At 70.9% G+C, this 26,600-nt stretch carries 23 protein-coding genes; 14 read left to right on the plus strand and 9 right to left on the minus strand.

Annotated elements, in window-relative coordinates; translation table 11 throughout:
- Positions 1–56 precede the first annotated feature (56 nt).
- The 4 genes from ACF1GV_RS21055 (at position 57) to ACF1GV_RS21070 (ending at position 4,045) form a co-directional block, all read left to right on the plus strand.
- Positions 57–1,427, plus strand: a complete 1,371-nt coding sequence (locus ACF1GV_RS21055; protein WP_391683042.1) for an extracellular solute-binding protein — start codon at positions 57–59, stop codon at positions 1,425–1,427.
- Positions 1,424–2,284, plus strand: coding sequence for a carbohydrate ABC transporter permease (locus tag ACF1GV_RS21060; protein WP_391683045.1), 861 nt, complete (start codon positions 1,424–1,426; stop codon positions 2,282–2,284). The genes ACF1GV_RS21055 and ACF1GV_RS21060 overlap by 4 nt, the downstream gene beginning before the upstream one ends.
- A gap of 8 nt (positions 2,285–2,292) precedes the next feature.
- Positions 2,293–3,231 (plus strand): carbohydrate ABC transporter permease, encoded by a 939-nt coding sequence (locus ACF1GV_RS21065; RefSeq protein ID WP_391683047.1) that lies wholly within the window; start codon positions 2,293–2,295, stop codon positions 3,229–3,231.
- 97 nt (positions 3,232–3,328) lie between these two features.
- The gene (locus ACF1GV_RS21070) at positions 3,329–4,045 is read left to right on the plus strand and encodes a helix-turn-helix domain-containing protein (protein ID WP_391684011.1); all 717 of its coding nucleotides are present in this window, start codon (positions 3,329–3,331) and stop codon (positions 4,043–4,045) included.
- A 36-nt stretch (positions 4,046–4,081) separates the two neighbouring features.
- On the opposite strand, the gene ACF1GV_RS21075 is transcribed toward ACF1GV_RS21070, so the two are convergent.
- A complete protein-coding gene (locus ACF1GV_RS21075; protein ID WP_391683049.1) occupies positions 4,082–5,107 on the minus strand; it encodes an ATP-dependent 6-phosphofructokinase in 1,026 nt (341 codons plus the stop codon).
- A 218-nt stretch (positions 5,108–5,325) separates the two neighbouring features.
- Between ACF1GV_RS21075 and pta the strand changes: the two genes are divergently transcribed.
- The 3 genes from pta to pyk all read left to right on the plus strand — a co-directional run bounded on the left by pta (position 5,326) and on the right by pyk (position 10,174).
- Positions 5,326–7,428 carry a phosphate acetyltransferase gene (gene pta, locus ACF1GV_RS21080; RefSeq protein WP_391683052.1) on the plus strand — a complete coding sequence of 701 codons (2,103 nt, stop codon included), beginning with the start codon at positions 5,326–5,328 and terminating at the stop codon, positions 7,426–7,428.
- Positions 7,425–8,660, plus strand: a complete 1,236-nt coding sequence (locus tag ACF1GV_RS21085; RefSeq protein WP_391683055.1) for an acetate kinase — start codon at positions 7,425–7,427, stop codon at positions 8,658–8,660. The genes pta and ACF1GV_RS21085 overlap by 4 nt, the downstream gene beginning before the upstream one ends.
- A gap of 83 nt (positions 8,661–8,743) precedes the next feature.
- Positions 8,744–10,174 carry a pyruvate kinase gene (gene pyk, locus ACF1GV_RS21090; RefSeq protein ID WP_391683057.1) on the plus strand — a complete coding sequence of 477 codons (1,431 nt, stop codon included), beginning with the start codon at positions 8,744–8,746 and terminating at the stop codon, positions 10,172–10,174.
- 95 nt (positions 10,175–10,269) lie between these two features.
- On the opposite strand, the gene ACF1GV_RS21095 is transcribed toward pyk, so the two are convergent.
- The 4 genes from ACF1GV_RS21095 to ACF1GV_RS21110 form a co-directional block, all read right to left on the minus strand.
- On the minus strand, positions 10,270–11,640 hold the full coding sequence (locus ACF1GV_RS21095) for a hypothetical protein (RefSeq protein WP_391683060.1): 1,371 nt from the start codon (positions 11,638–11,640) through the stop codon (positions 10,270–10,272).
- Positions 11,630–12,172 (minus strand): DUF6114 domain-containing protein, encoded by a 543-nt coding sequence (locus ACF1GV_RS21100; RefSeq protein WP_391683062.1) that lies wholly within the window; start codon positions 12,170–12,172, stop codon positions 11,630–11,632. The genes ACF1GV_RS21095 and ACF1GV_RS21100 overlap by 11 nt, the downstream gene beginning before the upstream one ends.
- Positions 12,173–12,302: 130 nt before the next feature.
- Positions 12,303–12,968, minus strand: coding sequence for a DUF6230 family protein (locus ACF1GV_RS21105; RefSeq protein ID WP_391683064.1), 666 nt, complete (start codon positions 12,966–12,968; stop codon positions 12,303–12,305).
- 642 nt (positions 12,969–13,610) lie between these two features.
- A complete protein-coding gene (locus tag ACF1GV_RS21110; protein WP_391683067.1) occupies positions 13,611–14,582 on the minus strand; it encodes a tetratricopeptide repeat protein in 972 nt (323 codons plus the stop codon).
- A 260-nt stretch (positions 14,583–14,842) separates the two neighbouring features.
- Between ACF1GV_RS21110 and ACF1GV_RS21115 the strand changes: the two genes are divergently transcribed.
- The gene (locus ACF1GV_RS21115) at positions 14,843–15,472 is read left to right on the plus strand and encodes a TetR/AcrR family transcriptional regulator (protein ID WP_391683070.1); all 630 of its coding nucleotides are present in this window, start codon (positions 14,843–14,845) and stop codon (positions 15,470–15,472) included.
- A gap of 109 nt (positions 15,473–15,581) precedes the next feature.
- On the opposite strand, the gene ACF1GV_RS21120 is transcribed toward ACF1GV_RS21115, so the two are convergent.
- From ACF1GV_RS21120 to ACF1GV_RS21130, 3 genes are all read right to left on the minus strand, one after another.
- Positions 15,582–16,505 (minus strand): zinc-binding dehydrogenase, encoded by a 924-nt coding sequence (locus tag ACF1GV_RS21120; RefSeq protein WP_391684013.1) that lies wholly within the window; start codon positions 16,503–16,505, stop codon positions 15,582–15,584.
- Between the two features lie 217 nt (positions 16,506–16,722).
- Positions 16,723–16,947: an acyl-CoA carboxylase epsilon subunit gene (locus tag ACF1GV_RS21125; protein ID WP_391683073.1), complete on the minus strand. Its 225-nt coding sequence runs from the start codon at positions 16,945–16,947 to the stop codon at positions 16,723–16,725.
- Complete coding sequence (locus ACF1GV_RS21130; protein ID WP_391683075.1) at positions 16,944–18,488, minus strand: acyl-CoA carboxylase subunit beta; 1,545 nt, start codon at positions 18,486–18,488, stop codon at positions 16,944–16,946. The genes ACF1GV_RS21125 and ACF1GV_RS21130 overlap by 4 nt, the downstream gene beginning before the upstream one ends.
- A gap of 303 nt (positions 18,489–18,791) precedes the next feature.
- Here ACF1GV_RS21130 and ACF1GV_RS21135 point away from each other — a divergent pair, with 303 nt between their 5' ends.
- Entirely contained in the window at positions 18,792–19,445 is a 654-nt protein-coding gene (locus ACF1GV_RS21135) for a response regulator (RefSeq protein WP_391683078.1), read from the plus strand.
- A 100-nt stretch (positions 19,446–19,545) separates the two neighbouring features.
- Here ACF1GV_RS21135 and fabG read toward each other — a convergent pair whose 3' ends face one another.
- Positions 19,546–20,310, minus strand: a complete 765-nt coding sequence (fabG, locus tag ACF1GV_RS21140) for a 3-oxoacyl-ACP reductase FabG (RefSeq protein ID WP_391683081.1) — start codon at positions 20,308–20,310, stop codon at positions 19,546–19,548.
- Between the two features lie 202 nt (positions 20,311–20,512).
- On the opposite strand from fabG, the gene dmpI reads away from it, so the two are divergent.
- From dmpI to ACF1GV_RS21165, 5 genes are all read left to right on the plus strand, one after another.
- Positions 20,513–20,695, plus strand: a complete 183-nt coding sequence (gene dmpI, locus ACF1GV_RS21145) for a 4-oxalocrotonate tautomerase DmpI (protein ID WP_363262430.1) — start codon at positions 20,513–20,515, stop codon at positions 20,693–20,695.
- A 178-nt stretch (positions 20,696–20,873) separates the two neighbouring features.
- Positions 20,874–21,881 (plus strand): phosphotransferase family protein, encoded by a 1,008-nt coding sequence (locus ACF1GV_RS21150; RefSeq protein ID WP_391684016.1) that lies wholly within the window; start codon positions 20,874–20,876, stop codon positions 21,879–21,881.
- Positions 21,882–21,926: 45 nt separating this feature from the next.
- Positions 21,927–23,141: an acyl-CoA dehydrogenase family protein gene (locus ACF1GV_RS21155; RefSeq protein WP_391683084.1), complete on the plus strand. Its 1,215-nt coding sequence runs from the start codon at positions 21,927–21,929 to the stop codon at positions 23,139–23,141.
- A 177-nt stretch (positions 23,142–23,318) separates the two neighbouring features.
- Positions 23,319–24,641: a beta-ketoacyl-[acyl-carrier-protein] synthase family protein gene (locus ACF1GV_RS21160; protein ID WP_391683086.1), complete on the plus strand. Its 1,323-nt coding sequence runs from the start codon at positions 23,319–23,321 to the stop codon at positions 24,639–24,641.
- Positions 24,638–26,497, plus strand: a complete 1,860-nt coding sequence (locus ACF1GV_RS21165; RefSeq protein WP_391683089.1) for a CoA-transferase — start codon at positions 24,638–24,640, stop codon at positions 26,495–26,497. The genes ACF1GV_RS21160 and ACF1GV_RS21165 overlap by 4 nt, the downstream gene beginning before the upstream one ends.
- Positions 26,498–26,600: the final 103 nt, after the last annotated feature.

A 26,600-nucleotide genomic window follows, 5' to 3' on the forward strand; every position in this document is an offset into this window, starting at 1 on the left:
TTACGTTCGCACCGCAGCAATCTCCGCGTCACAGCCTCGTGAGCCCGCTGGAGGTCATGCCCGTGCGCCCCACCGCCGCCGTCTGTTCGTTCGTGACCACCGTGCTCGCCGCCACCGCGCTCACCGCGTGCGGGGGCGGGTCGGGCAGCAGCCCCGACACCGTCAAGGTCTCCTTCAAGCAGTCGACCGACAACTCCGTCCATGTGATGGACGACTATCTGGCCGACGTCAAGAAGCAGTTCGAGCAGAGCCACCCCGGCAAGAAGGTCCGGCTCGTCCCCGTCAAGGCGCCCGACTCGGAGTACTACACCAAGCTCCAGCAGATGCTCCGTTCGCCGAAGACCGCGCCCGACCTGGTCTACGAGGACACCTTTCTCATCAACTCGGACATCACCAGTGGGTACTTGAAGCCGCTGGACGCCTATCTGGCCAAGTGGCCGGACTGGCGGCAGTTCATGGACACCGCCAAGGCCGCCGCCAAGGGACAGGACGGCAAGACGTACGGCGTCCCGGACGGGACCGACACCCGGGGGCTCTGGTACGACAAGGGAGTCTTCGCCAAGGCCGGCCTTCCCGTCCCCTGGCAGCCGAAGACGTGGGACGACGTGCTCGCCGCCGCCCGCGCCATCAAGGAGAAGGTCCCCGGCGTCACCCCGCTGAACGTCTACACCGGCAAACCCGCCGGTGAGGCCGCCACCATGCAGGGGTTCGAGATGCTGCTGTACGGCACCGGCGACGGCCGCGCCGACCCGCTGTACGACGCGGGCAGCAGGAAGTGGGTCGCCGGCGGCCAGGGGTTCAAGGACGCGCTCTCCTTCGTCGAGACCGTGTACCGGGAGAAGCTCGGTCCGGACGTCTCCACCGCCCTCGATCCCAACATCCAGACCATCGTGCGCGGTGAGCTGCTGCCCAAGGGCAAGCTGGGCATCGACCTGGACGGGTCCTGGCTGCCGCAGGACTGGCTGCCCGGGGCCGGGCACGAGTGGCCCGAGTGGTCGCGGAAGCTGGGGCTCGCCGCCATGCCCACACAGAGGGGGCAGGCGCCCGGCAAGGTGAGCATGTCAGGCGGATGGACCTGGGCCGTCCCGGCCAAGGCCGGCAACCCCGGTCTCGCCTTCGAGTTCGTGAAGACGATGCAGACCAAGGCGAACGCGCAGAAGTGGTACGTCGCCAACTCCGGCATCGCGGTGCGGGGGGACGTCGCGAGCGATCCCGCGTACGCCGGCGCCCAGCCCGGCATCAAGTTCTTCACCGACCTCGTCGCCTCCACCCACTACCGGCCCGCCTACCCGGCGTATCCGAAGGTGTCGACGGCGATCCAGGAGGCGATGGAGTCCGTGACGACCGGTGACGCGAGCGTGGAGAAGGCCGCGGCCGCCTACGACGACGCCCTGAAGGACATCACCGGCAACGTGGTCGAGAAATGACGGCGCGGTTCCTTCCGCGCACGCTGCCCCTCGTCCCGGCCCTGGCCCTGCTGCTGCTCTTTCTCGCCGGGCCCATCGCCTACTGCGCTTACATCGCCTTCACCGACCTCCAGCTCACCGGCCAGGCCCACTCCTCCTTCGTCGGCCTGGACAACTTCCGCCGCGCCTTCCACGACGAGGAGTTCCTCAACGCCGTATGGCTGACGCTCGTCTTCACCGTGGTGTCGTCGCTGCTCGGGCAGAACACGCTGGGGCTGGCGCTGGCCGCGCTGATGCGGCGGGCGTCGAAGCCGGTGCGCACGCTCACCGGGGGGATCGTGGTCACGGCGTGGGTGCTGCCGGAGGTGGTGGCCGGATTCCTGCTGTACGCCTTCTTCCGCAGGGAGGGCACCCTCAACGCCATCCTGGACGCGCTGCATCTGCCGTCCCGGGACTGGCTGTTCACGCTGCCCATCCTCGCCGTGTCCTTCGCCAACGTCTGGCGCGGTACGGCGTTCTCCATGCTGGTGTACTCCGCTGCCCTCGCCGAGATCCCGCAGGAGATCACCGAGGCCGCCGAGGTCGACGGGGCGAGCGGCCGGCGCCGGCTGTGGCACATCACGCTGCCGATGATCCGGCGGTCCATCGGGACCAATCTGATGCTCAACACCCTGCAGACGCTGTCCGTGTTCGGGCTGATCTGGGTGATGACCCGCGGCGGGCCCGGCGGCCGCAGCGAGACGCTGCCGCTGTTCATGTACGAGCAGGCGTTCCAGAACAGCATGATCGGCTACGGCACGGCGGTCGCCCTGCTGCTGCTCGTCGTCGGCTCGCTGTTCTCGCTCGTGTATCTGCGGCTGCTGCGGACGGAGGTGTGAGGACCGCGATGCCCCGGACCGCCGCCTCCCGCCGTGCCGCCCCGCCCCGCCCCCTCGCCTCCCGCCGTGCCGCCCCGCCCCGCCCCCTCGCCTCCCGCCGTGCCGCACCCACCCGCACCCTCGCCTCCCGCCGTGCGGCCCGCCGGCTCGCCGCCGATCTCGCTCTGCTCGTCGTGGCCGCCGCCTTCTGTCTGCCGCTGGCCTGGGTCGTGCTGTCCTGCGTCGATCCGCACGCCGGTCTGCGGGTGAAGGCGCCGGACGGTCTCACCTTCGGCAACTTCGACGCGATCCTCACCGCGGACATCACCTTCACCCCGCTGCTGAACAGCCTGATCCTGTGCGGCGGCGCGACCGCGCTGACCGTGGCGTGCGCCGCGCTCGCCGCCTATCCGCTGTCCCGGTTCCGCTCCCGGTTCAACCGGCCGTTCCTGCTGTCGATCCTGTTCGCCACCAGCCTGCCGATCACGGCCGTGATGGTGCCGGTGTACGCGCTGTTCGTGCAGGTCGACCTGATCGACACCATGCAGGGCACGATTCTCTTCTTCGCCGCCTCCCAGCTCCCCTTCGCCATCTGGCTGATGAAGAACTTCATGGACGGCGTGCCGAAGGAGCTGGAGGAGGCCGCCTGGACGGACGGAGCCTCCTCCGCGCAGTCCCTCGTCCGGATCGTGCTGCCGCTGATGGGTCCCGGACTCGGCGTGGTGACCGTGTTTTCGTTCGTGATGATGTGGGGCAACTTCTTCGTGCCCTTCATGCTGCTGCTCACCCCGGAGCAGATGCCGGCGTCGGTGAGCATCAACGAGTTCTTCGGCAACCGGGGCATGGTCGCCTACGGGCAGCTGGCCGCGTTCTCGGTGGTGTACTCGACGCCGGTGATCCTGCTCTACGTGCTGATCGCGCGCCGCATGGGCGGCGGTTTCGCCCTCGCGGGGGCGGTCAAGGGGTGACACGTGCCGTAAAAGGTAAACCTACGGAAACGTAGGTTCCTACAATCCGTGATCCTGGCCGAACCCACCGTAGTCAGCCCTAGAGCGCCGCTCTATGTTGTGGCGGGTGCGCCATCCCTCTGCTCCCTCGAACCAGCCCGGCCCCCCGTTCGACGCGCCGGCCGCCCGCCGGCTGCGCGCCGCCCTCGGTATGGGGCCCGAGCACGTCGCCCACGGCATGCAGGTGTCCTACGGGCTGCCGTACGTCACCCCGGATCTCGTGATCGCCTGGGAACGCGGTGTCTCCCCTCCCAGCAGTGCGGAGCTGAGCGCGCTGGCGGGCGTGCTGTGGTGTGCGCCGGGCGAACTCATCGCCCGGCCGCGCACCCTGCGCGAGCACCGCATGGCCCGCGGCATCGCCCCGGAGGACGTCGCCCGGGAGGCGGGCCTCGATCTGCGCTCGTATCTGCGGATGGAGGAGAGCGGGGACTGGCGCGGCAACGAGCGCCAGTCGGTGGCGCTCGCCGACGCGCTGCGGCTGTCGCTGCCGGACTTCGTGGCCGTCACGGGGCGCGAGCAGCGCCTCGCCGAACTGCTGCGCAGCGCGGCGAGCACCCGCTGGCAGGGGTACGTGCGCCCGGTCGGGAAGATAGCGCCGCTGGAGAAGGACATCCTGGAGGAGGTCCTGCAGGAGCTGCACGAGGACTACCAGGGCCACATGGCCGCCACCCTCAGCTGGGGTGGCGGCAGCAGCGACTCCAGCGACTCGGGCCGAGCCTTCCTGGACGACATCGTGGACAACTTCTGGACCGCGGTGCGCAGGAGAACCGGCTAGCGGACGGGTACGGTCCGCGCTCCGCCGGACTCAGGGCTAGAAGACCGACTCCGCCTCGTCCATCCGGTAGGTCGGGACCGTCTTCAGCTCGGTCACCGCCTCGGCCAGCGGCACCATCACGATGTCGGTGCCGCGCAGCGCGGTCATGTTGCCGAACTCGCCGCGGTGCGCGGCCTCGACCGCGTGCCAGCCGAAGCGGGTGGCGAGCACCCGGTCGTACGCCGTCGGGGTGCCGCCGCGCTGGACGTGGCCGAGGATGACCGGCCGGGCCTCCTTGCCCAGGCGCCGCTCCAGCTCGTGCGCGAGGGCGGTGCCGATGCCCCGGAAGCGCTCGTGGCCGAACTGGTCGATCTCGCCCTTGCCGTAGTCCATGGTGCCGTCGGCCGGGTGGGCGCCCTCGGCGACGCAGACCACGGCGAACTTCTTGCCGCGGGCGAAGCGCTCCTCGACCATCTTGGCCAGGTCGGCCGGGTCGAAGGGGCGCTCGGGCAGGCAGATGCCGTGGGCGCCGGCGGCCATGCCGGACTCCAGGGCGATCCAGCCGGCGTGCCGGCCCATGACCTCGACGACCATCACCCGCTGGTGGGACTCGGCGGTGCTCTTCAGGCGGTCCATCGCCTCGGTGGCGACGCCGACGGCGGTGTCGAAGCCGAACGTGCGGTCGGTGGAGGAGATGTCGTTGTCGATCGTCTTCGGCACGCCCACGACGGGCAGGCCCGCGTCGCTGAGCATGCGCGCCGCGGTCAGCGTGCCCTCGCCGCCGATCGGGATGAGGGCGTCGATGCCGAAGTCGCTGACGATGTCCGCCGCGTTCTCGCAGGCCTCGCGCAGCCGGTCGCGCTCGAGGCGGGAGGAGCCGAGGATCGTGCCGCCGCGGGCGAGGATGCCGCTGACCGCGTTCAGGTCGAGACTGCGGTAGCGGCCGTCGAGGAGGCCGGCGTAGCCGTCCTCGAAGCCGATGACCTCGTCGCCGTAGTTGTCCACCGCCCGGTGCACGACCGATCGGATGACGGCGTTCAGGCCGGGGCAGTCGCCGCCTGCGGTGAGAACTCCGATGCGCATCGTGCTGTGTCTCCTGCTCGCTGTGGGTACCTGTGAGCTTCCCCCCGATTGTTCCACGTCGCCGACCGTTGGAATGTCTTGACGGGCGCCTTATCTGGGCCCAGGGGTATTGTCAAGAGGGTTCCGCTCACCTCCGTGGGCGATTTTTGTACACGGTGGTGTACACGAGATGTAGCCCCCCACAGACGACACCCTCACGGATGAAACGGAGAGCACACGTGACGCGCAGCGTGTACGTGACCGGTATCGACCGCGGCGACGGCCGCCAGGTCGTGGAGCTGGGGGTGATGGAACTCCTGACCCGGCAGGTCGACCGGGTCGGCGTCTTCCGCCCGCTCGTCCACGACGGGCCGGACCGGCTCTTCGAGCTGCTGCGCGCCCGCTACCGGCTCTCCCAGGACCCGGCGACCGTCTACGGCATGGGCTACGACGAGGCGTCCGCGCTGCAGGCCGAGCGCGGCACCGACGAACTGGTCGCCGCGCTCGTCGACCGTTTCCACCTGGTCGCCCGCGATTACGACGTCGTCCTGGTCCTCGGCACCGACTTCGCCGACACCCAGCTGCCCGACGAACTGTCGCTGAACGCGCGCCTGGCGAACGAGTTCGGCGCCTCCGTGATCCCGGTCGTGGGCGGCCGCAAGCAGGCCGCGGAGTCGGTGCTGGCCGAGACCCGCAACGCCTACCGGGCCTACGACGGCCTGGGCTGCGACGTGCTCGCGATGGTCACCAACCGGGTCGCCCCCGAGGAGCGCGACGCGATCGCCGAACGGCTCTCCGGGCGGCTGCCGGTGCCCTGCTACGTCGTCCCCGACGACGTGGCACTGTCGGCGCCGACGGTGTCCCAGATCGCCCACGCGCTCGGCGCGAAGGTGCTGCTCGGCGACGACTCGGGGCTCGCCCGTGACGCGCTGGACTTCGTCTTCGGCGGGGCGATGCTGCCGAACTTCCTCGCCGCGCTGACCCCGGGCTGCCTGGTCGTCACCCCCGGCGACCGCGCCGACCTGGTCGTCGGCTCGCTCGCCGCGCACAGCGCCGGCACCCCGCCGATAGCCGGCGTGCTGCTCACCCTCGACGAGGTCCCCGGCGAGGACATCCTCACCCTCGCGGCCCGCCTCGCCCCGGGCACCCCGGTGCTGTCGGTGACAGGCAACAGCTTCCCGACCGCGGCCCGGCTGTTCTCCCTGGAGGGCAAGCTGAACGCGGCCACCCCGCGCAAGGCGGAGCGGGCGCTCGGCCTGTTCGAGCGGTACGTCGACACCGCAGGCCTCAACAAGCGGGTCTCGGCGCCCAGCAGCGACCGCGTCACACCGATGATGTTCGAGCACAAGCTGCTGGAGCAGGCGCGCGCCGACAAGCGCCGGGTGGTGCTGCCGGAGGGCACCGAGGAGCGCGTGCTGCACGCCGCCGAGGTGCTGCTGCGCCGGGGCGTGTGCGATCTGACGCTGCTCGGGCCCGTCGACCAGATCCGCAAGAAGTGCGCCGACCTGGGTGTCGACCTCGGCGACACCCAGGTGATCGACCCGGCCACCAGCGAGCTGCGCGACTCCTTCGCCGAGAAGTACGCGGCCCTGCGCGCCCACAAGGGCGTCACCGTGGAGCTGGCCTACGACGTCGTCTCCGACGTGAACTACTTCGGCACGCTGATGGTGGCCGAGGGCCTGGCCGACGGCATGGTGTCGGGCTCGGTGCACTCCACGGCGGCCACCATCCGGCCCGCCTTCGAGATCATCAAGACCAGGCAGGACGCCTCGATCGTGTCGTCGGTGTTCTTCATGTGCCTGGCCGACAAGGTGCTCGTCTACGGCGACTGCGCGGTCAACCCGGATCCGAACGCCGAGCAGCTCGCCGACATCGCGATGCAGTCGGCGACCACGGCCGCGCAGTTCGGCGTCGAGCCGCGGATCGCGATGCTGTCGTACTCCACCGGCACCTCCGGCTTCGGCGCCGACGTCGACAAGGTGCGCGAGGCGACCGAGCTGGCCCGGCTGCGCCGCCCCGACCTGAAGATCGAGGGGCCGATCCAGTACGACGCCGCCGTGGAGCCGTCGGTCGCCGCGACCAAGCTGCCCGGCTCCGAGGTCGCCGGGCAGGCCAGCGTGCTGATCTTCCCCGACCTCAACACCGGCAACAACACCTACAAGGCCGTGCAGCGTTCGGCCGGCGCGATCGCGGTCGGCCCGGTGCTGCAGGGTCTGAACAAGCCCGTCAACGACCTGTCCCGGGGCGCGCTCGTCCAGGACATCGTCAACACCGTCGCCATCACGGCGATCCAGGCCCAGTCCCCCGCCCCGTCCCTCGTCGAAAAGGCTCTCCAGCAGTGACCGGCACCCGCATCCTCGTCCTGAACTCCGGCTCCTCGTCGGTGAAGTACCAGCTGCTCGACATGCGCGACGAGAGCCGGCTGGCCGTGGGCCTGGTCGAGCGCATCGGCGAGCAGACCTCCCGGCTCAAGCACACGCCGCTGACCGGCGGCGGCGTCGGCCGCGAGTTCAACGGTCCGATCGCCGACCACGACGCCGCGCTGAAGACCGTCGCGGAGGAGCTGTCCAAGGACGGCCTGGGCATCGACTCCCCCGAGCTGGCGGCGATCGGGCACCGGGTGGTGCACGGCGGGATGTTCTTCACCGAGCCCACCGTCATCGACGACGAGGTGATCGCCGAGATCGAGCGGCTGATCCCGGTCGCGCCGCTGCACAACCCGGCCAACCTGACCGGCATCCGCACCGCGCGGGCGCTGCGCCCGGACCTGCCGCAGGTCGCCGTGTTCGACACGGCGTTCCACACGAGCATGCCGGAGTCCGCGGCGCGGTACGCGATCGACCCGAAGATCGCCGACCGGCACCGCATCCGCCGCTACGGCTTCCACGGCACCTCGCACGCGTACGTCTCCCGGGCGACGGCGAGGCTGCTGGGCAAGGCGCCCCAAGAGGTGAACGTGATCGTGCTGCACCTGGGCAACGGCGCGTCGGCGTCGGCCGTGCGGGGCGGTCGGTGCGTGGACACCTCCATGGGGCTGACGCCTTTGGAGGGGCTCGTGATGGGTACGCGTTCCGGTGATCTCGACCCGGCCGTCATCTTCCATTTGGCTCGTGTCGGCGGAATGTCCATGGACGAGATCGACACTCTCCTCAACAAGAGGAGCGGTCTGTTCGGGCTGTGCGGGGACAACGACATGCGGGAGATCCGGCGCCGGATCGACGAGGGCGACGAGGAGGCGCGACTCGCCTTCGACATTTACATTCACCGTCTGAAGAAGTACATCGGCGCCTATTACGCCGTGCTCGGCACGGTCGACGCGGTCGCCTTCACCGCGGGCGTCGGGGAGAACGCGGCACCGGTGCGGCAGGCGGCGATCGAGGGCCTCGAGAGCCTGGGCCTGGCCCTCGATCCCGGCCGCAACGAGGTCCGCGGCGACGAGCCGCGGCTGATCTCCCCGAAGGACGCACGGGTGGCGGTCGCGGTGGTGCCGACGGATGAAGAACTGGAGATCGCGACGCAGACCTACGCACTGGTCGAGCGGTATCGAATTGCGGCTCCGCCGCGTGGCAACTGAGCGCACCTGAGCATTCGGGCACTCATTTGTACTTTCCGCCAGACGGAATATTCCGCAGCGAAACAAACCGATAGGATCGCCCCATGCGCCGTTCGAAAATCGTCTGTACTCTCGGCCCCGCGGTCGACTCCCACGAGCAGCTCGTAGCGCTGATCGAAGCCGGCATGAACGTGGCCCGCTTCAACTTCAGCCACGGCACCCACGCCGAGCACCAGGGCCGGTACGACCGGCTGCGTGCCGCGCAGAAGGAGACCGGCCGGGCCATCGGCGTCCTCGCCGACCTGCAGGGCCCGAAGATCCGTCTGGAGACCTTCGCCGAGGGTCCGGTCGAGCTGGAGCGCGGTGACGAGTTCGTCATCACGACCGAGGACGTCCCGGGCGACAAGCAGATCTGCGGCACCACCTACAAGGGCCTGCCCGGCGACGTGACCAAGGGCGACCAGATCCTGATCAACGACGGCAACGTCGAGCTGAAGGTCGTCGAGGTCGAGGGTCCGCGGGTGCGGACGATCGTCATCGAGGGTGGCGTCGTCTCCGACCACAAGGGCATCAACCTGCCCGGTGCGGCCGTGAACGTGCCCGCGCTGAGCGAGAAGGACATCGAGGACCTGCGCTTCGCACTGCGCATGGGCTGCGACCTGGTCGCGCTGTCCTTCGTCCGCGACGCCAAGGACGTCAGCGACGTCCACCGCATCATGGACGAGGAGGGCCGCCGGGTCCCCGTCATCGCCAAGGTGGAGAAGCCGCAGGCGGTGCAGAACATGGAGGACGTCGTCGCGGCGTTCGACGCCGTGATGGTGGCCCGTGGTGACCTGGCCGTCGAGTACCCGCTCGAGCAGGTCCCCATGGTGCAGAAGCGCCTGATCGAGCTGTGCCGGCGCAACGCCAAGCCGGTGATCGTGGCGACCCAGATGATGGAGTCGATGATCACCAACTCCCGTCCGACCCGCGCCGAGGCCTCCGACGTGGCCAACGCGATCCTGGACGGCGCGGACGCGGTCATGCTGTCGGCGGAGTCGAGCGTGGGCGCGTACCCAATCGAGACCGTCAAGACGATGTCGAAGATCGTCGTGGCGGCCGAGCAGGAGCTGCTGAGCAAGGGCCTGCAGCCGCTGGTGCCGGGCAAGAAGCCGCGCACGCAGGGCGGTTCGGTGGCCCGCGCGGCCTGCGAGATCGCCGACTTCCTCGGCGGCAAGGGCCTGATCGCCTTCACCCAGTCCGGCGACACCGCCCGCCGCCTGTGCCGCTACCGCGCGAGCCAGCCGATCATCGCGTTCACCACGGACGAGAACACCCGCAACCAGCTGACGCTGAGCTGGGGCGTGGAGCCGCACGTGGTGCCGTTCGTGGGCAGCACCGACGAGATGGTCGAGCTGGTCGACCAGGAAGTGGTCAAGCTCGGCCGCTTCAACGAGGGCGACGTCGTCGTCATCACGGCCGGCTCCCCGCCCGGCGTCCCCGGCACCACCAACATGGTCCGCGTCCACCACCTGGGCGAGACCGACCGCGACTGACCCCCGCGCGAGCCGCTGCACGAACGCCGAGGGCGCCCCCTGCGACAGGGGGCGCCCTCGGCGTCTGTGCGGCTCCCGGGTGGGATCGAGGTCGGTCAGTCCGTGGTGTACAGGTGCATGCCGGGCACCGTGAGCGTGCCGCCGAACTGGGCGGCCTGGACGACCTTCACGTTGGTGAAGTAGATCAGCGGGATGTTCAGCGGCGGCGGATTGTCCGGGCTGAACGTGATCGGGATCAGGCCGAAGAGGTTGCCGGAGATCGACTCGGTGTACATCACCGTGTCGCCGTCGCGGATCGTGGACGTGGTGCCCTTGCCGGCCTGGACGTGGTAGGTCTTGCCGGACAGCTTGTCCTTGACCGTCTGGTGCAGGTCGCCGATGTCGGTGCCGCCGGAGATGACGTACTTCAGCACCTTCTTGGTGGTGCCCGAGGCGGTCTTCACCTCGACGACGCCCTGGTAGTCCGCGCTCTTCAGCAGCAGGGAGCTGGCCTGGAGGTACCAGGGTTCGTCGGCCACGGCCGCCTTGTTGTCGACGCCGCCCTGGGCGTCGGTGGCGGCCTTGCAGTCCGCGGGGTCGGTCGTGGAGCCGGCCGAGGGACTCGGCGATGCGGTGGCCTGGTCGGCCGCCTTCTGTGCCGCGTCGGTGGCGTCCTTGGCGGCGTCGGTGACCTTGTCGGTGCTGTCCTTGACCGTGCCGGCCGCCTTGTCCGCGGTGTCCCCGACCGTCCCGGTGACCTTGTCGGCCGTGTCCTTGACGGTGCCGGTCACCTTGTCCGTGGTGTCCCCGGCGGTGCCGGTCGCCTTGTCGGCGGAGGGCGACGGGGAGGCGGACGGCGTTGCGGTGGTGGTGGGCGAGGGCGAGTTCTTCTGTTCGCCGCCGAGCAGACCGTCGAGCGCGTCGCCGATGTCCTGCAGCAGGTTCTTGTCCGTGGCGGACGGCGACGGGGTGGGCGCCGAGGCGGTGGACCCGCTCTTCGGGGCCGTGGAGGCGGAGGCCGACGCCGTGGGCTCGGCCTTGTCGCCGGAACCTGAATCCGGCGAAGAGGTCGTGTCCTTGGCCGGGTCGGCGGAGTCGGACGAGCCGGAGGACGCCCCGGTGGCCGACGGCTGCGGGGTCGCCCCCTCCTTGCCGACCTGCGCGCCGCCGGTCGCGTCCTTGCTCCCGGAGGCGGAGGGGGACGGGCTGCCCGAGGCGTCCTTGCCGTCCTGCTGGAGGGCGGCGACGCAGTCCTTGTACTCGTCGGCCATCTTCGACGAGGAGGGGTTGTTGTCGGCCACGGCGAGGGACGCAGTGAACCCCATGCCCATCAGGACCGCGGTGGGCATCGCCACGCTGGCTATCGCCCGGCCGGCCGGCATGTGGAATCTGGTGAACAGCGGCTTCTTGGGGGCCGCATGACGCGGACCGGTTCTCCCACGGAACGCCTCGGCGTCAGTTCCGCGGGTCACCTCGTCAGCCGGCACTGTGCCTCCCGTTCGCCCCGTTGGCCGGGCTCGTTCCTGACAGATCGTTCAGTTCGCCCGCCCCGTTCGGCGTCTGGTCGAGGGCGTCCCCGGGAGCACCGTCGGTACCGGCGTCCGCGGCCCGCCCCTTCTTGCGCGGTGCGCCCGGCGCCCACGACACGGCCATGGCCCCGCCGATCAGCGCGAACAGGAAGCCCACGACGAAGCCGCCGAAGTTGGACACGGGCAGCGACACCAGCGCCAGCAGGATCGAGGCGACACCCGCGAAGACGCGGATGTGCTTCTGGAACCACAGGCTCAGGCCCAGGACGACCAGCAGCACACCGATGATCAGTGAGCCGGCCCCGGCGGTGGTGGCCATGGCCAGCGTCAGGTGGCCGACCTGAAGGTGTGCGTACGGGAAGTACATGATCGGAAAGCCACCGAGCATGACGAACAGTCCGGCCCAGAACGGCCGGGTGCCCCGCCAGGCGCGGAACTGCAGCCTCCGGCGGGTGAACTGGCCGGGCACGGCAGAAGTCTCGGCGCTCATAGGAAAACAGCTCCCTGGTGCGGCATCGCTGTGGTGGGGATGTGGTGCGAGTGGGGGGGTGTGGTGGACAAGGCCTCAGAGCGGAGGGGCGGGAGGCGCCTGAAGGCTCCCCCCGCCCATCACCCGGCGCCTAGTAGCACTCGTGAGTGCCCGACTGCAGCTTCATCTTCAGACCGGGCAGCGTGAAGGTTCCGGCCGTGGTCGCCCACGCCGTCTGCTGCACGCCGTACAGGTCGGCGCTCGTGGCCTGCTGGGCGAACCCGTAGGGGTTGGCCTGCTCCTTGCCGCCGGCCATACCGGGACCCTTGCCGCCCTTCTCGGCGCCGGTCTCGCCCGCCGGGACACCGATGTCGATGCCGTGGAACTCGGCACCGCCGGTGGTCTCGAGGTCGGCGACGTCGATGTAGAGGCGGTCCGCCGAGACCTGCTTCTTCTCGTCGTTGCTGTTGCCCGCCGACAGCGTCAGGGTGACCGACCCGAGCAGCGGGATGTTCGGCGTGACGACGGACTGGCACAGGTTCTTGATGGTCGCGGACTTGAAGCCCGACACCGCCACCGGGTGCATCGTCTTCTCACCACTGAGGGTGTACCCGGAGTCGATCGCGCCGTACTGCTCGAAACCCTTGCCGTGCAGCTCGTCAGCGGTGACCTTGAACGACTGCCCCGACACACTGAACGACGCGGCCAGCGCGCCCTGTGCCAGGGCGACGCCTATGGCAGCCGTGGCGGCCACGCTGGGCACCATGACCACGGCGAACCGCTTCCATCTGGTCCCGCCACGCACCTGGGACTCCATATTTCCTCCTTCTCGGACGTACATCTCCTGACCACCTGGCCCCCGAAACGGCGGCTCACCGGGCAGGGATGGGAGAAGTGCTACGTCCTCGGGAAGGAGCGCCCGCGCTCGGTGGCGCTGGAACGCGCCCGAATCACCGGCGATCACCCCCGAGCGACAACCACTGGTCGCGCCTGACACGCATCACGCACAACCTTGCTGGACAGGCTTCGCCGAGGCGAAGACCCCCCTGTCCAAGAGCCGGCGCCACTGCCGCCGGCTCTGCTCGGTGGGGACCCAGGAAACCCCGTGACCCGATTGGCTGTCGGGCTGCGGGAATGGACCGAGCGTGGCCGATCGTGGTGCATTCTCGCCGCCGACACAAGGGGGTTCGTTACTCGCTAGTAACGGCCCGATCACCACTCGGCGACCCAGAGATCTCGGGCGGCGACACAGGGTGTCTCAGGGTGCGGGGACAAAACAATTGATCGCTGGACAGAGTCCGACAGATCCCCCGCCTGGACTTACTCGCAGTAACAGCGGCCGCGATTACCAAGATTTGGTAAAGCGCGGCCGCGGTGGAGGCGTCTCGGCGAACTTTTCACCCGGGCATCACATGCCCGGGCGTTTAGCGACTGGTCGGGGCGAGGGCCCTCGCGCGGCTCAGAACAACGCCCGCGCCAGCGCCCGCCGCGCCGCTGCGACCCGCGGATCGTCGGCACCGACGACCTCGAACAGCTCCAGCAGCCGCAGCCGTACGGCCTCGCGGTCGTCGCCCACCGTGCGCCGCACCGTGTCGACCAGGCGGGCGAAGGCGTCCTCGACGTGACCGCCCACCAGATCCAGGTCGGCGGCGGCGATCTGCGCCTGCACGTCGGCCGGCTTCTCGGCGGCGTCCTTGCGGACCTGCTGCGGGTCGAGGTGCTGCACCCGCTGGAGCAACTCGGCCTGGGCCAGCCCCAGTTTGGCCTCCGGGTGGGCCGGGTCGTCGGCCAGTACGTTCTGGTACGCCCGGATCGCCCCGGCCATGTCGCCCGCGTCCAGCGCCAGTGCGGCGGCGTTCAGCGCGGCGTCGTAGGGCCCCTCGGCCGGTGCCTCGACGGCCACGCCGCCCGGCTCGGCCTCGGGGTCGACGGTCAGGCCGGTGATGCCGAAGCGCTGCTCGGCGACGGCCACCAGCTGGTCGAAGGTCTGGCGGATCTGCTCCTCGCCGGCCGCTCCCTGGAAGAGCGGCAGCGCCTGGCCGGCGACGACGGCGAAGACGGCCGGGATTCCCTGGATGCCGAACTGCTGCATCAGCATCTGGTTGGCGTCGACATCGATCTTGGCGAGCACGACCCGCCCGTCGTACTCGACGACCAGCCGCTCCAGCAGCGGGCTCAGCTGCTTGCAGGGCTGGCACCACTCGGCCCAGAAATCGATGACGACCGGCACCTCGGCCGACCGCTGTACGACATCCCGCTCGAATCCGGCCTCATCGACGTCGAAGACGAGGTCGGCCGGGGAGACGGCACCCGCCCCGCCGTGCCGTGCCGCTTCCGCGCGCGCCTGCTCGGCCTTGGCCTTGGCCTCCTGGGCCGCCTTCACCGCGGCGAGGTCGACGACGCCGCTCATGGACATGTTCCGTGGCTGCATGCGTCTATCCTCCCCCGTCCAGGTGCCTGCGTGAAAACGATGTGAAAAGCCGGGCCCGCCCGATGTGCACCGAGCCGGGCCGGCGGATGTCTCCTGGTCGGCACCGGGTCCCCACCCACGCGCCGGTGTTCGTCGCCCGTGTACGTCCCTCACGAGCTTTCGCTACGACTCGTAGCGTAATGCCATCGGGGGTCCGCGCGACACCACGCCCCGGTGATCTCCCTCACGACGGCGCCGGAACGGCCGGATATCGTCGACGTATGCCCAGCCGCTCCCCCGCCGCCCGCCCCGGGCGTCCGCGCAGTGCCACCGCGGACGCCGCGATCCTGGCGGCGACGCGGGAGGCGCTGGTCGAACTGGGCTGGTCCAAACTCACCCTGGGAGACGTCGCGACCCGCGCCGGGGTTGCGAAAACGACCCTGTACCGCCGCTGGTCGGGCAAGAACGAGCTGGTGGTCGACGCGGTGGCGGAACTCTTCGACGAGCTCGAACTGCCGGACAGCGGCAGCCTGGCCGCGGACATCGAGGGCGTGGTGCTCCAGTTCGCCGCGATCCTCGCCCGACCGGAGGCCAAGAGCGGCCTGATGGCCGCGGTGGCGGAGTCGACGCGGGACGCGGCCCTGCGCGACCGCATCCGCGAGTCCATCGTGGAACGCCAGAAACGGCTCGTCGTGGAGGGCAAGACCCGCGCCCAGTCCCGTGGCGAGCTGTCGGCCGAGCCGGACTCGCGGGAGTCGGCGCGCACGGCCGACCTCATCTTCGACATGATCGCCGGCGCGGTGGTGCACCGGTCCCTGGTGAGTGCGGAACAAGTGGACGCTCAGTGGGTGCACAGTCTCACGCAGGTGCTGCTTTACGGACTGACCGGGGCACGGGACGACCACGCCTGATCACCGCGCGACGGCGTGCGGTGGCGGTGCGGGAGCGACGGCCGGATCCGGCCGGGCAGCCCCGGTCAGAGGGGCTGCCCGACCTGCCGCCCCTCTTCCGGGCTCTTCGCTACGGGGTCACGGTGAGTACGGCGTTGGCGGTGATCCGCCGGTCGCGCAGGTCGCCGAGGACGGTGGCGGTGTGCCGCCAGTCCTCCTGACGGCCGATCTGCGGGTGCAGCCGGCCGCTGTCGACGAGCCGGACCAGGGCGGCCAGGTCGGTGCCGAACGGCTCGTCGAAGTGCTCGTAGTGGAAGTGGCGCACGGTCGCCGAGCGGGGCCCCTTGAAGAACGCGAAGAAGCTGAGCTCGGCGGGCTGCCGGGAGGCCTGCCCGAACCAGATCAGCTGCCCGCGCTCGCGCAGCAGGGCGAGCGCGCGCGGGGTGGTGGTGTCACCGACGGACTCCAGGACGACGTCGAAGGGGCCGACGGCCTCGTCGAGATCCTGTACGACGGTGGCGCCGAACTCGGCGAGCAGCTTGCCCCGTTCGGGGGTCGCGGTGACCGCGGTGACCTCGGCGCCCTCGCCCAGGGCGAGCTCGGTGACGTAGTGGCCGACACCTCCGGACGCGCCGGTGAGCAGGACGCGCCGGCCGCCGACGGAGCCCGCCACACGCAGCAGGCGCAGGGCGGTGAGGCCGGCCAGGGGCAGCGCGGCCGCGGTCTCGAAGGAGACGCTGTCGGGAAGTGCGGCCAGGGAGTGGGTGGGTACGGCGGCGTACTGGGCCCAGCCGTCGGCCGGCGGGTGGCCGACGACACGGGTGCCGACGGCGGGTCCGGAACCGTCCGCCGCCGCCTGCACGACGACGCCGGCGACGTCCTTGCCGGGCCGGCCGCCGAGGCGCAGCGGTCCGTGGAGCTGGAAGACCTCGCCGCGGTTGACGGAGAACGCCCGTACCTCGACGAGGGCCTCGTCCGCCGCCGGCTTCGGCGTCTCGGCCTCGCCGAGCTCGACCATCTCCTCGGGTCGTCCGGTGGGCAGCAGGGCCTTCATCGGGTGGCCTCCTGCGGGCGCGGCTGCGGGCATGGCTGACTCCTGTTTGCTGTGTCGAGGGGTGCTTCGTGAGGGGGTGCGGCCCGTGCGCCGAGCGCTCCGGGGCCGGTGTCCAGCACGCTAGGCGCGGGCTTCGGCGCGGCTCAACGCCTGTGCTGCGCAAGTGCGCCGGGGATGCTCCGAAGGTGACATGGGCGGGCAGTGCCCGCACAGCGCTTCAGCGCGGTGGCGTCGCCGGGCCGGTCCGCCAGGTGGTGGCTGCCGGATGCCCGCGGGGCCTCGTCCAGGCCGCCCTGGCCGGGGCGGGCGGGTGGACCGGGGCGGCGGCGCGGCGCGCGGCCACGGCGTGCAGCACCGCGAGGACCGCGGCGAGTTCGTCGGCGTCGGCGCTGCCGCGCACCAGCCGCACGGTGGGGGTGGGGCGGGGGGCTTCGGCGCTCATACCGGCTGGTTCCCGTGCTTGCGCTCCGGCAGTTGCGCGTGTTTCGCGCGCAGCATCCGCAGCGACCTGATCAGCACCTCCCGGGTGCGCCGGGGATCGATGACGTCGTCGACGAGGCCGCGCTCGGCGGCGTAATAGGGGTGCATGAGTTCCTCCTTGTACTCGGCCACGCGCCGTGCCCGGGCCAGTGCGGGGTCGTCGGCCGCGGCGATCTCCCGGCGGAAGACGACCCCCGCCGCGCCCTCCGCGCCCATGACGGCGATCTCGTTGGTGGGCCAGGCGAAGGACAGGTCGCAGCCGATGGAGCGGGAGTCCATGACGATGTAGGCGCCGCCGTACGCCTTGCGCAGGATGACCTGGACGCGTGGCACGGTGGCGTTGCAGTAGGCGTAGAGCAGTTTGGCGCCGCGCCGGATGATGCCGTCGTGCTCCTGGCCGGTGCCGGGCAGGAAGCCGGGCACGTCGACCAGGGTCACCAGAGGGATGTTGAAGGAGTCGCAGAACTGCACGAACCGCGCGCCCTTCTCGGAGGCGGCGATGTCCAGCGCGCCGGCGCCCGCGAGCGGCTGGTTGGCGACGATGCCGACGACCTGGCCGCCCAGCCGGGCCAGGGCGACGACCAGGTTGGGCGCCCACAGCTCGTGCAGTTCGAACCAGTCGCCGTCGTCGACGACCTCCTCGATGACCCGGCGGATGTCGTAGACCCGCTGCGGGTCGGCCGGCACCAGGTCGAGCAGGGCGTCGCCGGGGCGGTCGACGGGGTCGTCGCTGATCGCGTCGGGCGGTAGCTCGCGGTTGTTGGCGGGCAGCATCGACAGCAGATGGCGTACATCCTGCAGGCAGGACTCCTCGTCGTCGTGCAGGAAGGTGGAGACGCCCGAGCGCGCCGAGTGGACGTCGGCGCCGCCGAGTTCGTCGTGGCTGACCCGCTCGCCGGTGACGGCCTGCACCACGTCGGGTCCGGTGATGTACATCTGCGCGGTGCCGCGCACCATGAACACGAAGTCGGTGAGGGCCGGCGAGTACGCGGCGCCCCCGGCACACGGCCCGAGGATCACGCTGATCTGCGGGATCACCCCGGAGCAGCGCACATTGCGGGTGAAGATGCCGCCGTACCCGGCGAGTGCGGTCACCCCCTCCTGGATACGGGCGCCCGCCCCGTCGCTGAGTGCGATCAGCGGTGCCCCGGCCGCCTCGGCCATGTCCATGATCTTGTGGATCTTCTGGGCGTGGGCCTCGCCGAGCGCGCCGCCGAAGATGGTGAAGTCGTGTCCGTAGACGAACACCTGCCGTCCGTCGACGGTGCCCCAGCCGGTGACGACACCGTCGCCGTGGGGTCTCTTCGCCTCCAGGCCGAAGCCGGTGGCGCGATGCCGGCGCAACCCCTCGACCTCGGTGAACGAGCCCTTGTCCAGCAGGAGGCCGAGGCGTTCACGGACGGTGAGCTTGCCCCGGGCGTGCTGGCGCTCGGTGGCCGCCGGATCGGGTCCGGTCAGCATCTCGCTTCGAAGGGCGGCAAGTTCGGCCAGGCGTTCGCGCATGGAGAACTCCTTTCTGCGCACCGGAATGACCTGTCCTCCCACGCTAGGCAGACGCCTGGCCGGCGGAGGGGAAAGCCGTGCCGAAAGGGCGGCCCGGGGATTCCTTGGTGACAACCCCGTTGCCCCGTACGGCGTTTTCCGGCACCACCCGGCCGGAACTCTCGGAGTGTTCCCGTGCACGGAGGTGGCATGAGGAGTCCAACTCCCTTTTCCTGCCGTTACCTTCGGTCTTTCCCCACCCGTTTCCCCCGCCCGGGGGAAGGAGCCGTCCCTTCACCGTCCCTCTCTACCTGGAGACAGAACATGAGCGAGGAGAAGACTCTCTCGGCCCGCCATATCGTCGTGATCGCCGACCCGTATCCGATCTCCCGGGCCGCGGTGGCCTCACTGCTGCGCCACTCCGGCGCGGTCGACGAGGCGCAGGAGGCGGAGAGCGGGCAGGGCGCTCTGGATCTGGTGCGCCGGCTGCGGGCCGACATGCTGGTCACCGAGGTCGATCTGGCGGGCCGGGGCGACGGGGTGCAGCTGGTCAGGCAGGTCAAGAAGCTCGCCCGGCCGCCGACCGTCCTGATGTTCACCGGCGCGGACGACCCCGCGGTGGTCGCCGCGTGCCTGGCCGGCGGAGCCGACGGTTTCGTCCACCGCACGGCCTCGCCCGAGCGGCTGGTGAGGGCCGTGGAGACCCTCGCGGCGGGGCGGTCGGTCTGGTATCTGCGCGAGCACGCCGGTCTTGTCCCGGAACCGGGAACACGGCCGCGGGTGCCCGGAATGACCGCACGCGAACAGCAGATACTGGGACTGCTGCTGGGCCGGTACTCGAACGACGAGATAGCGGCCGAACTCCATCTGGCCCGGCAGACGGTCAAGAACCACGTCAGCAATGTGCTCACCAAACTCGGCGTGGCCAACCGACGCGAACTGCTGGCCCGCCGGGACCCTCTCGTGGCGGCTCTCTGAAAGAGCCGTACGGAAAGGGAGAAAGCAAAGGGAATGGGCAGGACGGTGACCGTCCTGCCCATTCCTTGTTTGCGCGCCTGCGCCGCGTACGGCTATGCGTTCAGCACAGCGGACCGCCCGCCACGTACAGCACCTGCCCCGAGACGAACCCCGACCGCTCGCCGGCGAAGAACGAGACCGCCTCCGCCACGTCCTCGGGCTCGCCCACCCGCCGCACCGGGATCTCGGCTGCGCAGCTCTCCTTGAACTGCTCGAAGGTGAGGCCCAGCCGGGTGGCCGTCGCGGCGGTCATGTCGGTCGCGACGAACCCGGGGGCGACGGCATTGGCGGTGATGCCGAACTTGCCGAGCTCCAGGGCGAGTGCCTTGGTGAAGCCCTGCAGACCGGCCTTGGCGGCCGCGTAGTTGGCCTGGCCGCGGTTGCCGAGCGCGGAGGACGAGGACAGGTTCACGATCCGGCCGAAGCCGGCGTCGACCATGTGCTTCTGGACCGCGCGGGACATCAGGAAGGCGCCGCGCAGATGGACGCCCATGACGGTGTCCCAGTCCGCGGCGCTCATCTTGAACAGCAGGTTGTCGCGGAGGACGCCCGCGTTGTTGACGAGGACGGCCGGCGCGCCGAGCTCCTCGGCCACGCGTGCGACGGCGGCGGTGACCTGCGCCTCGTCGGTGACGTCCGCCGCGACGGCCAGCGCCCGGCCGCCGTTGGCGGTGATGCGTCCGGCGGTCGCGGCGGCGGCCGGCCCGTCCAGGTCGAGTACGGCGACGGCGAGTCCGTCGGCGGCGAGGCGCTCGGCGGTGGCCGCTCCGATACCGCGGGCCGCTCCGGTCACCACGGCGATGCGCTGGGGAACTGTCTGTGTCATGTCCGGGAATTTATGCGGCTCACGCCCTTCACCGCGGGGCGGTGTCTCCTATGGAACACCGCACGGCCCCCTAGGAGTCATTCTCCTTGAAAGCGTTCCCGGGCCTTGCCTAACGTTCTGGTCATGCAGAGGCCGCCGCCGGAAAAACCCGGCAGGCGGAATTGCGAGAGATTCCCGGCGAAAAACTCATCAGGAGGTTGAAATGCCGATCGTGACCGTTCAGCAGGGTCCGCGTGACATCGAGCTCAAGCGCGACCTGGTCGCCCGTATCACGGACGCCTTCGTCGACGCGTACAAGATTCCGGCGGAGACGGTCCAGGTCTGGATCCAGGAGGTCCCGGCGGACAGCTGGGGCGCCGCGGGCAAGCTCATCGCCGACAGCTGACACCTGCCCCCCTTCCTCCCCCTCCCCACGGCACGGTCCCGGCCGCCTTCGTCGGCGGCCGGGACCGTGCCGTGTCACCGCGGAGCCGCATCACCGCACCGCACACCCCGCACCACCGGAAACGGAGAGCACCGTGACGACACCGACCACCTCGACGGCGCCCGGTGCCCTCGACGGCATGGACGCCGGGCGTCTCGCGCACTGGCTCGAGAGCCGGCTGCCGGGCAGCGGGCCGCTGGAGGGCGTGACCCCGCTGGCCGGCGGGCGGTCCAACCTGACGTACCGCATCTCCTGGAGCGGCCGCACCTTCGTGCTGCGCCGGCCGCCGCTGGGGCATGTCCTGGCCACCGCCCACGACATGGCGCGCGAGTACCGGGTGCTGAGCGCGCTCGGCCCGGCCGGCGTGCCCGTCCCTCCGGCGTACGCGCTGTGCCGGGACGAGGACGTGCTCGGCGCCCCCTTCTACGTCATGGGGTTCACCGAGGGCATCACCTACCGGGGCGACGCGGAACTCGCCCCGCTGGGAGCGCCGTCGGCGCGGCGCCTCACCCATGCGCTGGTCGACACGCTGGCCCTGCTGCACTCCGTGGACCCGCACCGCGCGGGCCTCGGCGACTTCGGCCGGCCCGAAGGCTTCATGGCCCGGCAGGTGCGGCGCTGGCGCCGCCAGTGGGACGCCTCGCGCACCCGGGAGGTGGACGGCGCCGACCGGCTCAACGACCGCCTGGCGGCGACCTGTCCGCCCTCCGGCGCGGTGGCGGTCGTCCACGGCGACTACAAGCTGGACAACGTGCTGTTCGACCGGGCCGACCCGGGCCGGGTCACCGCGGTGCTCGACTGGGAGATGGCCACGCTCGGTGATCCCCTGGCCGACCTCGGCATGCTCTGCATGTACTGGGACGGCTTCGCCGGCGTCGACCGCCCACCGGTCGCCTCCCCCGGTGCCCTGGCCGGCTGGCCCGGCCGAGAGGCGCTGGTGGAACGGTACGCGGCGCACAGCACGGCTGGTCTCGACCACCTCGACTGGTACACCGCGTTCGCCTTCTACAAGCTCGCCGCGATCCTCGAGGGCATCCGCTGCCGCTCCTTGCAGGGCCTCACCGTCGGCGAGGAGTCCGCGAACCTGGCCGACGCCGTCCCGCTGCTGGTGGCCCGCGGCCACGACGCCCTGCGCACCGCCGGCTGACCCCCGTCGGCACAGCCCTTCGACGACTGCAACGGAGTTGCCCTCATGGACTTTTCCTACGACGCCCGGACCGAGGACCTGCGCACCAGGATGCGTGCCTTCCTGGACGAGCATGTGCTGCCCGCCGAGCCCGTCCTCCACGCCCAGCACGCCGCCTCGCATCCCTGGGGCCGGCCACCGGTGCTCCAGGACCTCAAAGACGAGGCGCGCCGCCAGGGCCTGTGGAACCTCTTCCTGCCGGACGACCGGTTCGGCGCGGGGCTGAGCAACCTGCAGTACGCCCCGCTCGCCGAGATCACCGGACGCAGCCCCTTCATCGCGCCGGAGGCCGTCAACTGCGCGGCCCCCGACACCGGCAACATGGAGGTCCTGGCCCTCTTCGGCACCTCCGCGCAGCAGGACCGCTGGCTGAAACCGCTGCTCGACGGGGCGATCCGCTCGGCCTTCTGCATGACCGAGCCGGAGGTCGCCTCCTCGGACGCCGCGAACATCACCACCCGTATCGAACGCGACGGTGACGGCTATGTCGTCAACGGCCGCAAATGGTGGTCGTCGGGTGCGCTGGCACCGGAGTGCGAACTGCTGATCGTGATGGGCAAGACCGACCCGGACGGGCCCCGCCACCGGCAGCAGTCGATGATCCTGGTACCGCGCGACACCCCCGGGGTGCGCGTCGAACGCGGTGTGCACGTCTTCGGCTACACCGACGGCCCGCACGGCGGGCACGGCGAGGTCGTCTTCGACCAGGTCCGGGTGCCGGCCGAGAACATCGTCGCCGGTGAGGGCGACGGCTTCGCCATCGCGCAGGCCCGGCTGGGCCCCGGCCGCATCCACCACTGCATGCGGCTGATCGGCATGGCCGAGCGCGCCTTCGACCTGATGTGCGAGCGGGCCGGCAGCCGGGTCGCCTTCGGCAAGCCGCTCGCCGAACAGGGCGTGGTCCGCGAGTGGATCGCCGAGGCGCGGGTGCGCATCGAACAGGCCCGGCTGCTGGTGCTGAAGACCGCCTATCTGATGGACACGATCGGCAACAAGGGCGCTCACACCGAGATCCAGGCCATCAAGATCGCGGTGCCGGCGATGACCGAGTGGGTCCTCGACAAGGCCATCCAGACGCACGGCGCCGGCGGGGTCTCGCAGGACTTCCCGCTCGCCGAGCTGTGGGCCCACGCCCGTACCCTGCGCCTGGCCGACGGCCCCGACGAGGTCCACCGCGCCTCACTGGCCCGACGCGAACTGCGCCGATACCAGAACACCTGACCCTTGTTCACCGCAAAGCCGCCCTTCCTTTCCGGAAGGGCGGCTTTCTGGTTTTCCAAGAATGCCTGGGTGAAGGTGCGGGCGAATACGCGGACGGTACCGCGAGTACTGCTTTCCCCTGGAAAGAGTACCCGGCGGCCCATGGCCCAATGACCGGCCGCTCCTATCGTTTTCCGTATGACGAACAGTGAATTCGAGATACCCGCATCAGCGAGTTCGGCGTCATCCATCATGGCGCCGAACAACGAACGCATCGTCGTCACGGGAATCGGCGTCGTCCTCCCTGGCACCCTCTCGGTCGACCAGTTCTGGGCGAACATCTCGGGCGGCAGGTCCCAGGTGGGCCGGCTCACCCGCTTCGACGCGCAGCAGGCCGGCCTTCCGGTGTACGCGGCGGCCGAGATCGACGGCTTCGACCACCGCCCCTTCCTCCCGGAGCTGACGGACGCGCACGCGGCCAAGTACTCCCGGGAGATCCTCATCACCATGTCGGCCCTCACCGAGGCCCGTCGCGACGCGGGGCTCGGTCGGGACGCACTGGACCCGCGCCGGCTCGGCATCGTCATGTCCTCCTCCCGCGGCCCGTTCAGCTGGTGGCGCGACGTCCTCACCGGCGCCGACCCGGGCGCCTTCGGCGACAAGGGCGCGATGTTCCGCGGCCTGCCCGGCTGCCCGGCCTCCCTGTCCGCCGTCTACACCGGCGCCCAGGGCCTGGTCACCACCGTCTCCAACGCCTGCGTCGGCGGCCACCAGGCCATCCAGCTGGCGCTGCGGGAGCTGCGCTCCGGCGCCGCGGACGCCATGCTGGTCGGTGGCCACGAGTTCCCGATCGTGCCCGAGGTCGCCGCCTGCTACCGGGCGATGGGCCATGGCGTGCTCTCCTCCGAACGCGAGGACCCGAGCCGTGCGGTGCGCCCCTACAGCGACGACCGCGAGGGCTTCGCGCTCGGCGAGGGTTCCGTCGTGCTGTGCCTGGAGCGGGAGTCGGTCGCCCGGCAGCGCGGCGCCCGGGTCTACTGCGAGATCCTCTCGGCCGTCTCCCTCAACGAGGCCGCCCACCCCACCACCATGGACCTGACCGGCAAGGTCACCGCCTCGGTCATCGAGGACGCGCTGGCCGACGCGGGCCGCTGCGCTGACGACGTCGACTACTTCTGCGCGCACGGCACCGCCACCCGCTACAACGACATCGCCGAGTCGCGCGCGCTGCGCGCGCTCTACCCGGAGCGCACCGCCGCCGCCCTGCCGCCGCTGAGCTCCAACAAGCCCATTTACGGCCACACGTTCGGCCTGGCGGGCATCATCAACGTCGCCGCGACCGGCCTGATGATCCACCACCGGACCATCGCGCCCACCATCAACTTCACCACGCCCGACCCCGAGTGCGACCACGACCACGTCTTCGAGGGACCGCGTGCGGCCGATGTCGGCCTCGCGGTGTCCATGTCGTTCGCCTTCGGCAGCCAGACCGCGGTCGTCGCACTGGGAGCCCCGTCATGAGCCGCCCCCTGATCGCCGCCGACGTCGACGCACTGGTCCGCGCCCTGGTACGCCCGGGCGACCACGTCCACCTGGCCGGCACCCCGTCACGCCCCAACGCTCTCACCTACGCCCTGTGCCGGGTCTTCGGCGCCGACGGCCACCTCACGGTCTCCACCACCGCCGTGCACTCCTCGGCCCACGCGCTCGCACTGTCCGGCGTCGCCGACAAGGTCATCGCCGGTTTCGCCGGGGACACCTACCCCTCGCCCCGGCCCAACCCCCTCTACGCGGACCTGGAGAAGGGCGAACCGTTCGTCTTCGAGGCCTGGTCGCTGCTCAGTTACGTCCAGCGGCTGATCGCCGGCGCCCAGGGAAGCCCGTACGCGGTCACCGGCTCCCTGGCCGGCACCGACCTCGCCGAGGGCAAGCCGGACGCGCTGCACCGCGTACCCGACCCCGCGCGTCCGGGCGAGGAGATCACCCTGCTGTCGCCCCTGCGCCCCGACGTCACTCTCGTGCACGGTGTGGCCGCCGACGAGGACGGCAACATCGCCCTGGTCCCGCCGCTCGGCGAGGGTGCCTGGGCCGCGTACGCCGCCGGGCGCGGTGTCATCGCCTCGGTCGAGAGAATCGTCAGCCGTGAGGAACTGCGCGAACTCAACGACCGTGTGGTCATCCCCGGCCAGCGCGTCCTGGGCCTGACCGAGGCCCGTCTGGGAGCCCACCCCCAGGCCCTGCGCACCGACCGGCTGGCCGGCGTGGACGGCTACCTGGACGACTACGCCTTCCTGGAGGAGATAGTCGCCTCCTGCCACGGCGAGCACCGCGGCCGGGACTGGTACGACACCTGGGTCACCGGCCCCGGCTCCCACGAGGAGTACGTACGCCGCCTGGGAGCCCACCGCCGCACCGCCCTGCGCATACCGTCCGCCACCGCCGCGGACGACGACTACGACGCCGAGACCGAAACCTGGGCGGAGAGCCACCGCAGCGAGAAGGAGGCCGTGACCAGGGCGGGATCCGCATCCGCCGCCGCCACCGCACCCCTCGCCGCCCGGCCCGCCGAACCCGCCTCGCCGGCCGATGTCCCGCTCCCCGCGCCCGCCACCCGTCAGGAACGCCTGATCGTGCTCGGTGCCCGGGCCGTCGCCGAGCAGGTCCGCGCACACGGCTACGACACCCTGCTCGCCGGGATCGGCACCTCGCACATGGCGGCCTGGCTGGCGGCCGAGCTGCTGCGGGCGGGCGGACAGGACGTCAAGGTGGTGGCCGAGCTCGGCATGTACGGCTTCAGCCCCGAGGGCGGGGACACCTTCCTCTTCAGCCTGCTGCACGCCGCCCGCAGCGAGATGCTCGCCGGCATCCCGGAGATCCTCGGCGGTATGGTCGCGGCCAACCCCCGGGCGCTGGGCGTCCTGGCCGCCGCCGAGATCGACGAGAGCGGCACGATCAACACCAGCCGCGGCGCGGACGGCCGCTGGCTGACCGGCTCGGGCGGCGCCAATGACATCGCGTCCAGCACCGACTGCGTGGTGATCGCCCCGTCCTCCCGCCGCCGCTACGTGCCCGAGGTCACCTACCGCACCAGTCCCGGCCACCGCGTCCGCGAGGTGGTCAGCGACTTCGGCCGCTTCGTCCGCGACGGCGCCGCGAGTCCGTTCCGCCTCGCCACCTACCTCCCGGCCGACGACGCCGCGAACCCGGCCGCCGACGCCACGGACGGCCCGCGGGAGCTCTCCCGCCAGGCGGCCGAGGCCGTGGCGAGCCGTACCTCCTGGATCGCCGACACCTCCCATGTGGCCGCCGAAAAGCCGGTGACGGACGAGGAGTTGGCCGCCCTGCGCGCCCTCGACCCACAGGGCCGCTTCCGCTGAGCGGCGCCACGCACCCCCGCTCCCCCTGAGCGGCCCGCCACACCCCCGCTCCCGCTGAGCGGCACCCGCCACACCTCCACCCACCCGGACACACAAGGAGCCC

Source organism: Streptomyces sp. NPDC014006, assembly GCF_043088925.1.
Lineage (GTDB): Bacteria > Actinomycetota > Actinomycetes > Streptomycetales > Streptomycetaceae > Streptomyces.

Coding starts and splice junctions, on each gene's coding strand:
- ACF1GV_RS21100 (WP_391683062.1), bottom strand. CDS start 12,172: ATGAGCGCCGAGACTTCTGCCGTGCCCGGCCAGTTCACCCGCCGGAGG.
- ACF1GV_RS21065 (WP_391683047.1), top strand. CDS start 2,293: ATGCCCCGGACCGCCGCCTCCCGCCGTGCCGCCCCGCCCCGCCCCCTC.
- ACF1GV_RS21060 (WP_391683045.1), top strand. CDS start 1,424: ATGACGGCGCGGTTCCTTCCGCGCACGCTGCCCCTCGTCCCGGCCCTG.
- fabG (WP_391683081.1), bottom strand. CDS start 20,310: ATGACACAGACAGTTCCCCAGCGCATCGCCGTGGTGACCGGAGCGGCC.
- ACF1GV_RS21120 (WP_391684013.1), bottom strand. CDS start 16,505: ATGAAGGCCCTGCTGCCCACCGGACGACCCGAGGAGATGGTCGAGCTC.
- dmpI (WP_363262430.1), top strand. CDS start 20,513: ATGCCGATCGTGACCGTTCAGCAGGGTCCGCGTGACATCGAGCTCAAG.
- ACF1GV_RS21075 (WP_391683049.1), bottom strand. CDS start 5,107: ATGCGCATCGGAGTTCTCACCGCAGGCGGCGACTGCCCCGGCCTGAAC.
- ACF1GV_RS21155 (WP_391683084.1), top strand. CDS start 21,927: ATGGACTTTTCCTACGACGCCCGGACCGAGGACCTGCGCACCAGGATG.
- ACF1GV_RS21135 (WP_391683078.1), top strand. CDS start 18,792: ATGAGCGAGGAGAAGACTCTCTCGGCCCGCCATATCGTCGTGATCGCC.
- ACF1GV_RS21150 (WP_391684016.1), top strand. CDS start 20,874: ATGGACGCCGGGCGTCTCGCGCACTGGCTCGAGAGCCGGCTGCCGGGC.
- ACF1GV_RS21110 (WP_391683067.1), bottom strand. CDS start 14,582: ATGCAGCCACGGAACATGTCCATGAGCGGCGTCGTCGACCTCGCCGCG.
- ACF1GV_RS21105 (WP_391683064.1), bottom strand. CDS start 12,968: ATGGAGTCCCAGGTGCGTGGCGGGACCAGATGGAAGCGGTTCGCCGTG.
- ACF1GV_RS21125 (WP_391683073.1), bottom strand. CDS start 16,947: ATGAGCGCCGAAGCCCCCCGCCCCACCCCCACCGTGCGGCTGGTGCGC.
- ACF1GV_RS21055 (WP_391683042.1), top strand. CDS start 57: ATGCCCGTGCGCCCCACCGCCGCCGTCTGTTCGTTCGTGACCACCGTG.
- ACF1GV_RS21115 (WP_391683070.1), top strand. CDS start 14,843: ATGCCCAGCCGCTCCCCCGCCGCCCGCCCCGGGCGTCCGCGCAGTGCC.
- pyk (WP_391683057.1), top strand. CDS start 8,744: ATGCGCCGTTCGAAAATCGTCTGTACTCTCGGCCCCGCGGTCGACTCC.
- ACF1GV_RS21165 (WP_391683089.1), top strand. CDS start 24,638: ATGAGCCGCCCCCTGATCGCCGCCGACGTCGACGCACTGGTCCGCGCC.
- ACF1GV_RS21130 (WP_391683075.1), bottom strand. CDS start 18,488: ATGCGCGAACGCCTGGCCGAACTTGCCGCCCTTCGAAGCGAGATGCTG.
- ACF1GV_RS21160 (WP_391683086.1), top strand. CDS start 23,319: ATGACGAACAGTGAATTCGAGATACCCGCATCAGCGAGTTCGGCGTCA.